At 68.3% G+C, this 10524-nt stretch carries 7 protein-coding genes; 4 read left to right on the forward strand and 3 right to left on the reverse strand.

Translation table 11 applies throughout. The annotated features are described in order from the left end of the window. Together A5706_RS30640 and A5706_RS30645 are read right to left on the reverse strand one after the other, a co-directional pair. Complete coding sequence (locus A5706_RS30640; RefSeq protein WP_068140003.1) at positions 1 to 852, reverse strand: energy-coupling factor transporter transmembrane protein EcfT; 852 nt, start codon at positions 850 to 852, stop codon at positions 1 to 3. Next, positions 849 to 2906: an ATP-binding cassette domain-containing protein gene (locus tag A5706_RS30645; RefSeq protein ID WP_082964752.1), complete on the reverse strand. Its 2058-nt coding sequence runs from the start codon at positions 2904 to 2906 to the stop codon at positions 849 to 851. Before A5706_RS30645 ends, A5706_RS30640 begins: the two co-directional genes overlap by 4 nt. A gap of 118 nt (positions 2907 to 3024) precedes the next feature. Here A5706_RS30645 and A5706_RS30650 point away from each other — a divergent pair, with 118 nt between their 5' ends. From A5706_RS30650 to A5706_RS30660, 3 genes are all read left to right on the forward strand, one after another. Then, positions 3025 to 3522 (forward strand): MarR family winged helix-turn-helix transcriptional regulator, encoded by a 498-nt coding sequence (locus A5706_RS30650; RefSeq protein ID WP_068140006.1) that lies wholly within the window; start codon positions 3025 to 3027, stop codon positions 3520 to 3522. A gap of 81 nt (positions 3523 to 3603) precedes the next feature. Continuing rightward, positions 3604 to 5907, forward strand: coding sequence for an ATP-binding cassette domain-containing protein (locus A5706_RS30655; protein WP_068140021.1), 2304 nt, complete (start codon positions 3604 to 3606; stop codon positions 5905 to 5907). Between the two features lie 123 nt (positions 5908 to 6030). Then, positions 6031 to 7971 (forward strand): acyl-CoA dehydrogenase, encoded by a 1941-nt coding sequence (locus tag A5706_RS30660; RefSeq protein ID WP_068140009.1) that lies wholly within the window; start codon positions 6031 to 6033, stop codon positions 7969 to 7971. Between the two features lie 27 nt (positions 7972 to 7998). On the opposite strand, the gene A5706_RS30665 is transcribed toward A5706_RS30660, so the two are convergent. Beyond that, the gene (locus tag A5706_RS30665; protein ID WP_068140024.1) at positions 7999 to 8466 is read right to left on the reverse strand and encodes an LppP/LprE family lipoprotein; all 468 of its coding nucleotides are present in this window, start codon (positions 8464 to 8466) and stop codon (positions 7999 to 8001) included. A gap of 337 nt (positions 8467 to 8803) precedes the next feature. Here A5706_RS30665 and A5706_RS30670 point away from each other — a divergent pair. Beyond that, positions 8804 to 10524 (forward strand): molybdopterin-dependent oxidoreductase (locus tag A5706_RS30670; protein ID WP_156767426.1); only part of this gene is annotated, 1721 nt, incomplete at its 3' end.

Consider the following 10524-nt stretch of genomic DNA (forward strand, 5'->3'; position numbering starts at 1 on the left):
CTAGGGCATCGTGTGGAACATCGTCTCGAGCACCACGGCCAGGGCACTGACCGCGACGGTGATCGCGATGGTCACCCAGTCGGCCAGCTTGGGCCGCGCCGGATTGGCCGAGAGCTGACCGGCACCGCCGCGGGCGGTGATCGCGTCGCCCATCTCGTCGGCGCGCCGCAGGGTGACGGTCGTGGCGGCGGCCAGCAGGTCGATCAGCTCCAGGGCGTGGCGTCGGCGACGGGCCTTGCGGCTGCGCGGTATTCGCTTGGGCCGCAGCCGGCGGGCGGCGTAGAGCACTTGGAATTCGTCGATCAGCATCGGGAAGGCGCGCAGTGCGAGGGCCAGGGCCGCCGCCCATTCGTCGACCGGGATCCGCAGCAGCTTGAACGGTCGGCCCAAAGTGGCCAGCGCGGGCCCTATTTCGGCGACATTGGTGGTCCAGGACACCATCGCGCCAAGCGCGAGCAGCACAATCGACAGCGCCGTGATCCGCAGGAAGTGCAAGCCTCCCCCGAGTCCGATCTCAAGGCCACCCATCGAGAACTTCGGGGTGCCGCCGCCGAGCACGGCGGTGATGCCGCCCAGGGCGATGACGATCCACAACCACCGCGGGACCGACGGCAGCGCGCCGCGCGGAATGCGCGCGATCCGGGCCGCCGCCAAGACCAGCGCCGCCACCAACCCGATCGTCACCCAGCCCGGGTAGAACGTCAGCAGCGCCGAAACGCCAAAGACGACGAGCAGTTTGGTGCCCGCCCACAGTTCGTGGACTGCGGAGGTTCCGGGCACCGGTACAAGCAGCACGACGGGGCGCGGCGTGCGTCGGGTCGAGCCGCGCGTGGGGGCGGAGGTCGCGGTCATGCCATGCCCCCCGCCGTGGCCGACACGGGCTGCAGCGTGCCGTTGCGCAGGTGCAGGGTGCGTGGGCACAGCTCCTCCAGCCCCACGAAGTCGTGCGAAATGACAACCACCGTCAGGTCCTGCTCACGGCGCAGGTCTTCCAGCAGCCGCAGCAGGCCGCGCTGGCTGGCGGCGTCCAACCCGGCCAGCGGCTCGTCGAGGATCAGCGCCCGCGGCGAACGGGCCAGGAGTCCCGCCAGCACCACGCGGCGCATCTGACCGCCGCTGAGCTGGTCAATGGGCCGCTTGGCCAGGGTGGCATCGAGTCCGACGACGGCCAGCGCCTCGGCGACGCGATCCGTCTCCCGCGGCGAAAAGCCCGCTGCCGAGGCAACTTCCAATTCGACGCGGCTGCGCATCAGCTGCAACCTGGCCGCCTGGAACGACAACGCCACCGCGCCGACCTGCTCGTGGACGGGCACGCCATCCATCAGGCAGGTACCGGTCGTCGGCACCGTCAACCCGGCCATGATCCAGGCCAACGTCGACTTGCCCGAGCCGTTGCCGCCGTGGATCAGCACCCCGTCTCCCTGCTCCACGGTGAAACTGACGTCGCGCAGTGCGGTTTTGGCCCACGGCGTGCCGCTGCCGTATTCGTGGCCGACGCCGACAAGCTCGATCACCGGCGTCTGCGAGCGACGGTTGACCGTGGTGGCCCCATTGGTTCCGGCCGGCGCGGGCACCGTCTCGACCATGCTTGCGTTATCCGGGGAATCGCTGAGATCGATTGTGCGGTCGGCGGAATCGGCCTCGTTGTTGTAGTGCGTGATGTGCACCAGGGCGGTGCGGTGGCGCTTGGTCAGATCGGACAGCACGCGCAGCAACGTATCCCGTCCCTGCTGGTCGACCATGGTGGTCACCTCGTCGGCGATGAGCAACGCCGGCTCCCGGGCCATCGCCGCGGCGAGCGCCAGGCGCTGCAGTTCGCCCCCGGAGAGGCTTCCGGTCTCGCGTTGCGCGAGCCCGTCGAGGCCGACCTCGCTCAGCAGCCGGTCCACGTCGATCTTGGTGCCGGGCGGCAGACCCCAGACCACGTCGTCGGCGACCCGCGTGCCCAGCACCTGGCTTTCGGGGTGCTGCAGCACGACCGCGGTGCCGCCCAGCTTGCCGAGGCCCACCGCGCCCGGGCGCTGCACCGTGCCCGACGTCGGTTCGCGGCCGGCCAAAATCAGCATCAGCGTGGTCTTCCCGGAACCGTTGGGTCCGGTGACCGCGACGTGTTCGCCGACCTGCAGGTCCAGGCTCAGCTCGCGCAGCGCGTCCCGGCGGGCACCCGGGTAACGGAAGCGCACCTTGTCCAGCCGCACCGGCACCGGCCCGACGGGGCCCTCCTCGGGCCCGCTCTCGTCCCATGCGTCCAACTTGTGCACGTCGGGGATGCCGCGCATCCGATCCAGCAGGCGAGACAGCGCCCACCAGCCGATCAGCGACACGACCAGGATCCCGACGAGGTAATAGATCAGCACCAGCAACTGCCAATGCTGCACGCCGAGAGCGAAATACCGCTTCAAGTCCTCGCCAACGCCCTGCATGTGTATCCGAGCCAGGAAGGCCGCGACGCCGTTCACATCCGCGGTGATGACGTCGAAGATCAGGTGACGCAGGCGGGTCATCACGGTCAGCCCGATGACGTCGGCGGCGCCGAATGCCAGGCCAGCGACCAACGACCAAACGATCACCGACGGTAGCCCGCGGCGCTTGCGCTTGATGATTCCGGTCAGACCGCCGATGTAGACGCAATGGATGACGGTCATGAGGCCGCCCAACCCGGCGATCAGGAAGGCGATCATCCCGGCCGCGACCGTCGCGGCCATCAGGACGCGGAACCGGTAACGGTAGGCCAGCAGCCCGGTGGGCACGGTGCCCAGCAAGGCCAGTCCCGCGGCGAACGGGACGACCACCGAGAGGATGGCGATGACCGCGCACAGCGCCCCCATGACGGCGGCCTGTGCCAATTCGACCGGTCGCAGCGGTCCACCCCGGTCGCTCGATCGGGATGGTCGGGGGACGGTCACCTCACCGATTCTGCCAGGCCGCAGCGGCAAGTCCCCGCGCCACACTCTGCACGCTGGGTTTTTGCGGCGACGCGTGTGGCGTCCGTCTCGCTTAGCAAAGCTATGCAACCATGGGTGTATGAACGCATCCGCCGCCAACCACACTGATGTCGTTGACGCCGCAAACACTGAGCCCCAGTCCGGCCTCGGAGCCGACCTCCTCGCCGTGGTCGCCCGGCTCAACCGGCTGGCCACCCAGCGCATCCAGATGCCGCTGCCCGCGGCGCAGGCCCGGCTGCTGGCCACCATCGAGGCGCACGGAGAGGCTCGGATCGGCGACCTGGCGGGCGTCGACCACTGTTCCCAGCCGACGATGACCACCCAGGTGCGCCGCCTGGAGGACGCCGGCCTGGTGACGCGGACCGTCGACCCCGGCGACGCCCGGGCGGTCCGCATCCGCATCACGGCCGACGGGATACGCACGCTAGACGCCGTTCGGGCCGACCGGGCCGCCGCGATCGAACCGCAGTTGGCCCTGCTCGAGCCGGCCGACCGCGAGGTGCTCAAGCAGGCGGTCGAGGTCCTGCGGCGGCTGCTCGAGAACGCGTCGGCGACGCCGCGCCGCCACACGCTGTGACGGCGCCGTCCGGTGGCTGCACCGCCGCGGGCGGGTAGACACTGGAAGTTCGGACTGACCAGTGATGGAAAGGTGGCGGTGATGCGGCCCGAGGCTTCCGCCTTCCCGGCCCCCCCGTTGACCGTATGGGTCGGACCGACGAGGTACGTCTTCGCGCCCGGTCGCGACGTGCTGGTGGGCTACGGCCCGGGGGTCGACATCCCATTGGGGCCACCGGGCCACCAGGCGCCGCCCCACCCCGACGTGGTGCTGCGGTTCACCGGCCGCCACTGGGTGGCCATCGACAACAGCCCCCGCGGGATGTTCGTCAACGGCTCGCGGGTGCCGACCGTCGACGTGCACTCCGGCCAGGCGATCACGATCGGCGATCCGCAGCGAGGCCCGCGGCTGGTTTTCCAGATCGATTCACCCGCTCCGCCGCCGCCTGTCACCCGGAACCGCCCGAACGACCCCAGCTTGCGGGCGCCGACCGAGCGCGGCACCCAGCCAATCCCGATCCCGCCACCCCAGCCGCCAGCGGCCGAGCCGCCTCGTCCACCCGCCCCGCCGGAACCCCCGGCGCCGCCCCTCGTCGAAGCCAACGCGGCCGCGGCGGACGAACCGTCAGACGGTCCGGGCCTGATCGAGCGGATGACCACGCGGAAGCTGCCGACCGCTGGCCCCTCCTTCCGCACCCAAGAGGGCAACACGACGTATCGGCTGCCGCTGCGATCCGGCGCGCGGACCAGTGGGGTCACGGCGTACCAGCTGGGACTCACGGTCGACGGGCACGAGGTGCTCACGGACATCTCGTTCACGGCTGCTGTGGGGACGCTGACCGCGATCGTGGGACCGTCGACGGCGCGCAACTCAGCCCTGCTCGAACTGCTGGCCGGCACAAGGGGACTCAGCTCCGGAACGATTACGGTCGACGGCCACGACGTGCACGCCGAGCCCGAGTCGATGCGCTCGCGCATCGGGATCGTCCGCGGCGACGAGTGCCTGCATCCGCGGCTCACGGTCGAACAGGCCCTGGGCTACGCCGCCGAGTTGCGCCTGCCGCCGGACACCGCCGCCGAGCACCGTCGGCGGGTGGTCGATCAGGTGCTCGAGGAGCTCGAGCTGGCGCCCCACCGCGCAACTCGGATCAGCAAACTGCCACCCGAGCTGCGCCGGTGCGCGTCGCTGGCGGTCGAACTGGTCACCCGGCCGACGCTGCTGGTGGTCGACGATCCCGGCGCCGGGCTCGATGCGCCGCAGCAAGACCGCGTGATGGCGATCCTGCGCCGGCAGGCCGACATCGGCTGTGTCGTGGTGGTCGCGATGCCGTCGCACTCGTCGCTGAGCAACCTCAACCTCTGCGACCAGGTGTTGGTCCTGACCGCGCGGGGCGCCCCGGCTTTCCTCGGGACGCCGTTGCAGGTCGAGTCCGCGATGGGCAGCACCGACTGGGCGACAGTCCTCGAGCAGGTCGGCGCCGATCCCGACGGCGCGCACCGCGCGTTTCGCGCTCGACAACCCCCGCCGACCGCGCCGCCGCAGGTCGCCGCGCCGTGGCCGCTGCCCGAAAAGCTCGCCACGAAGCGGCAAGTCCGGCTGCTCGTCCGTCGCCAGCTCCGCCTGCTCTTCGCCGACCACCTCTACTTCCTGTTCCTGGCGATCCTGCCCTTCGTCTTGGCGGCGCTGGCGTTGTTGATCCCCGGCGATTCCGGGTTGGAGCGACCGAACCCGAGCAGCTCCAACCCCCACGAAGCCATCGAAATCCTGGCCGCGCTCAACATCGCCGCGGTGATCGTGGGGACGGCCCTGACCATCCGCACGCTGGTGGAAGAGCGCCGCCCCTTCCGACGCGAGCAGGCACTCGGGCTTTCGACCCCGGCCTATCTGGGCGCCAAGATCGTCGTCTTCGGCCTGGCCGCGCTCATCCTGTCGGGCATCGTCTTCGCGATCGTCGTCGCGGTGAAAGGCGGGCCGGTGCACGGCCCGGTGCTGTTGGGCTTCTCCGGCGGGGCCACTGCTGAGCTGTATCTGAGCGTGGGCGTGACGGCTGTCGTGTCGGCGGTCGTCGGGCTGGCGCTGTCCGCCATGGGCAGCCGGCTGCGTGAGGTACTGCCGCTGCTGGTGCTGGTGATCCTGGCGTCGCTGCTGTTCAACGGGAGCCTGGTGCAGCTGGTGAGCAAGTGGGGCTTTCAGCAGGTTTCGTGGTTCGTCCCGGCCCAGTGGGGCTTCGCCGCGTCGGCGTCGGTCGCCGATCTGCGCAGGGTCGACGCGCTCGCCGCCAACGCCCTCATGTGGACCCACTATTCGGGTTGGTGGATCTTCGACATGGTGATGCTGTTGGGCTTCGGCGCCGGCGCGGCCGGCTTTGCCCTCTACCGGCTGCGAGCGCCCAAACGGCCGACCTGACCCCAGCGCCGCGCCGAGCGTGCACTCAGCGCTTGACAATGCCAAAACCCACAACCGGTGCACGTTGGGCGATTGTTATCCAAGGCCTGTTTCAAGGCCTGAGCAGCGGGATACCGTCCTTTCATGGCGCCAGACACGAAGAGCACGGCCGAACACTTGCGCAACGCCTTGGACGGGCGGTGGCGCGACGTGAAGAACCGGATGCGGGCCACGATGACCGAGGAGCTGTTCCGCCCGCATTACACGCCGAACACGGTGATCGCCCGCACCAAGGTGGCGGAGCAAATGCGGATCATGGCGGCGTTCGGGGCCGCCGCCGACAACTTCCGTAAGGAGCACGGCGGCACCGGCGACGTGGGCGCGGCGATCACGATGATCGAGATGCTCGCGATGTCGGACCTGTCGCTGATGGTCAAGGCCGGGGTCCAGTGGGGGCTGTTCGGCGGTGCCGTCGAGAACCTGGGCACCGAGCGCCACCACGAGGCGTACGTGAAGCAGATCATCAGCCTCGAGCTGCGCGGTTGCTTCGCGATGACCGAGACGGGGCACGGCAGCGACGTCCAGTCGGTGGAGACCACCGCGACCTACGACGTCGACACCGAGGAGTTCGTCATCGACTCCCCCACCCCGACGGCCCGCAAGGATTACATCGGAGGCGCCGCCGAAACCGCCACCATGGCAGCGGTTTTCGCGCAATTGATCACCACCGAGGACGGAAAGCCGGTCAACCACGGCGTGCACTGCGTTCTGGTCCCGATCCGCGACGCCGACGGCAACGACCTGCCAGGGGTGACGACGTCGGACTGCGAGTACAAGGGCGGCCTGCCCGGTGTGGACAACGGCCGCATCGTCTTCGATCACGTCCGCGTCCCGCGGGTGAACCTGCTGAACAAATACGGCGACGTGGCGCCGGACGGCACCTACAGTTCGCCGATCGACAACCCCAACCGGCGGTTCTTCACCATGCTGGGCACGCTGGTTCGCGGCCGGATCACGGTGGGCGGCAGCGCGGGCGCCGCGGCGCGCGTCGCGCTGGACATCGCAACTCGATATGCGTTGCAGCGCAGGCAATTCAAGGCCCCGGATGACGACACCGAGGTGCTGATCATGGACTACCTGGTGCATCAGCGCCGGCTGTTTCCGTTGATCGCGAGGTCATACGCGCTGCAGTTCGCCCAGAACGAGCTGGTCAGCAAGTGCCACGACATCCAGACCGCGGACGCCCCCGACGCCGACGAGCAGCGCGAGCTGGAAGCGCGGGCCGCGGGGCTCAAGGCGGCCAACACCTGGCACGCGTCCCGGGCCATCCAGGAGGCCCGGGAGGCCTGTGGCGGCGCGGGTTACATGGCCGAGAACCGGCTGATCGGGCTGCGCGGCGACACCGACGTGTTCACCACGTTCGAGGGCGACAACCATGTGCTGACCCAACTGGTGGCCAAGGAGCTGCTGACGGCGTACGCCGACGACATCCGCAGCATGAGCCCCGTCGAATGGGTGCGCTTCGCCGCCAACACCGTCGGTGAGCGGGTGCGGAAACGCACTGCGGCCGAGGCGATTATGCAGACGATCATCGACGCCCGCCAAGACAGCGAAGAGGAAGGCAGCCTGTTCAACCGCGGCACCCAGGTCACCATGTTCGAGGAACGCGAAGACTACCTTTTGTCTTCGGTGGCGCGCCGACTGCAAGGCAAATCCAAGGAGATGTCGGAATTCGACGCGTTCAACGCCGTGCAGGATCACGTGCTGCACGCGGCGAGCGCGCACATCGACCGGATAGTGCTGGAGGCGTTCGTCGCCGGGATCGACTCGTGCGAGGACGCGGACGCCCGCGAGCTGCTCGAAATGGTCTGCGATTTGTACGCATTGTCGGTGATCGAGGACGACAAGGCGTGGTATATCGAGCATGGTTACCTGTCGACCGGGCGGGCCAAGGCCGTCACTCGCGGCATCAACGATCGATGCCGCAAGTTGCGCCCCTACGCCGAGACGCTGGTGGACGGGTTCGGCATCCCCGAGCCGCTGCGGTACGCGGAGATGCTGCACCCGGAGAACCTGCCGGACTGAGTCCGCGGAAGCGGTTGTGCGCCAGCGCTACTGATGCGGGATCTTGCCGAGCGCCTGCAGCTTGCCGTCGGATCCGATCTGGAACTTCACCGTGCCGATTCCGGTGGGACAACAGGGTTCGTCCTTGCCGACCTGCCATTGATACTGAACGGTGATCGTGTCGTCGGAGGGCGGCAGCACCGTGATGTACGGCTTCGGGTTCGGCGTGGGCGAGCCCAGCGGTGTGTTGTGGTCGAAGAATAGGAGCTGCTGCGGCGTCGACTCGCTGGCGATGGTCGGGATGACCTGAATCCAGTACAGCCGGCACTTCTTGGTGTGACCCCGTGCGATTTCGACCCACGTCGAGCCCGGCACCTCGACTGGGACCGAGGCAATGGCCTGCCGCACCGTGTCGGCGGTCGGACCGTCGGAATCCTTACATGTATCGCCCCGCGACGCCGGCGGCGCCGTCGGATTTCCCCCACAGGCCGACACCAACAAGATCAGCAGAATCACAATCGGGCGGCGCACATTGTGAGCTTAACGAAAACTGTGAATGTCCCATTTGTTTCGTCGGAAGCGTGGTTCTGAGCGGCAATTCACCGGGGAACGCGGGTAATCTGGCCGACGTCGCAGATCGGCGCTGACCTGCGATTACCTGGCATTCCGGGGACCTCACAGGGTAGCCCGGGTCCGGTGAAAGGAAGCCGTAAAACGGCGGAAACATCGGACACCCGATGCCGAAACATCGTTGCCGCACTATTTGGTGCATTAGGCCATTTGTGCGCTCGAGGGGAGGAAAGTAGGCGTGGCCACCGAGCCCCATGGCGTTCGCGGGGACGCCGTGCAGAGCATGTGCGCCTACTGCGGTGTCGGTTGCGGCATGGTGTTGCAAGTCACAGCCGACCGGGCGAGCGGCCGCCGTCACATTACGAAAGCTGTTGGGAGCAAAAGCCACCCCGCCAACTTCGGCCGACTGTGCACGAAGGGCGCGACCACGTCAGACATGCTGGCCGCGCCCGGCCGGATGGAATCGGCACACGTGCGAGCCGACCGCGGCGAGCCCCTCGAGCCGATCGACATCGACGAAGCGATAACTCGGTGCGCGCAGCGGCTCCGGGCGATCATCGACCGGCACGGCCCCGACTCCTTCGCCATGTACGTGTCGGGCCAGATGTCCATCGAGGCCCAGTATTTGGCGAACAAGCTGACCAAGGGCTTCATCGGCACCAACCAGATCGAGTCGAATTCGCGGCTGTGCATGGCCAGCGCGGGTTCGGGCTACAAGCTGTCCCTGGGCGCGGACGGACCGCCCGGCTCGTACCAGGACTTCGACGCGGCCGACGTGTTCCTGGTCATCGGCTCCAACATGGCCGACTGCCACCCGATCCTGTTCCTGCGCATGATGGAACGCGTCAAGGCCGGCGCCAAGCTGATCGTGGTGGACCCGCGCCGCACCGCGACGGCCGAGAAGGCCGACCTGTTCCTGCAGATCGCCCCCGGGACCGATCTCGCGCTGCTCAACGGGCTGCTGCACCTGATCGTCCAAAACGGCCACACCGATCTCGAGTTCATCGCCGAATTCACTGAAGGCTGGGAGGTGATGCCGAGCTTCCTTGGGCAGTACAGTCCGGAACGGGTCGGTGAAATCACCGGTATCCCAAGTGAAGACATCCACACCGCGGCGCGCTGGATCGGTGAAGCCGAAAACTTCATGAGCTGCTGGACGATGGGGCTCAACCAGAGCACCCACGGCACCTGGAACACCAACGCGATCTGCAACCTGCACCTGGCGACCGGCACGATCTGCAAACCCGGCAGCGGTCCCTTCTCGCTCACCGGGCAGCCCAACGCCATGGGCGGCCGCGAAATGGGTTACATGGGACCGGGTCTGCCCGGTCAGCGCTCGGTGGCCTCGGTCGCCGACCGCGAATTCGTCGAGGACCAGTGGGGCATTCCGCGCGGATCGCTGCGCACCGAGGTCGGCACGGGCACCGTCGACATGTTCTCCCGCATGGCCGACGGCCAGATCAAGGCCTGCTGGATCGTCTGCACCAATCCCATTGCCTCCGTGGCGAACCGGAGGACCGTACTGGCCGGCCTGGAAAGGGCCGAGCTGGTGATCGGCCAGGACGCGTTCCTCGAGACCGAGACCAACGAGTATGCCGACGTGTTGTTGCCGGCCGCCCTGTGGTCGGAGGCCGAAGGGGTGATGGTCAATTCCGAGCGAAACCTGACCCTGTTCCAGCCGGCCCTCAGCGCGCCGGGCCAAGCGCTTCCGGACTGGCAGATCATCGCCCGAATCGCCTGCGCGATGGGGTTTTCCGAGTCGTTCAGTTATGACTCCGCGGAGGAGGTGTTCGAGGAGATCAAACGATTCTGGAACCCCGCGACGGGCTACGACCTGCGCGGCGCCAGCTACTCCCGGTTGCACCGGACGCCGCTGCAGTGGCCGTGCCCGCCCGACGGTGCCGACCGTAACCCCATCCGCTACCTGAATGACGGTGTCAGCCAGGCCCGGCTGGTCCGCGAGGACGGCAGCGCGCCCCGGCTGGCCTTCCCCACCCCGAGCGG

The sequence above is a fragment of the Mycobacterium sp. E796 genome (assembly GCF_001672815.1).
Classification (GTDB): Bacteria; Actinomycetota; Actinomycetes; order Mycobacteriales; family Mycobacteriaceae; genus Mycobacterium.

What these genes read in the sequence shown, in the direction of transcription:
- A5706_RS30660 (WP_068140009.1), top strand. Translation starts at nt 6,031, where the DNA reads ATGGCGCCAGACACGAAGAGCACGGCCGAACACTTGCGCAACGCCTTG.
- A5706_RS30640 (WP_068140003.1), bottom strand. Translation starts at nt 852, where the DNA reads ATGACCGCGACCTCCGCCCCCACGCGCGGCTCGACCCGACGCACGCCG.
- A5706_RS30650 (WP_068140006.1), top strand. Translation starts at nt 3,025, where the DNA reads ATGAACGCATCCGCCGCCAACCACACTGATGTCGTTGACGCCGCAAAC.
- A5706_RS30655 (WP_068140021.1), top strand. Translation starts at nt 3,604, where the DNA reads ATGCGGCCCGAGGCTTCCGCCTTCCCGGCCCCCCCGTTGACCGTATGG.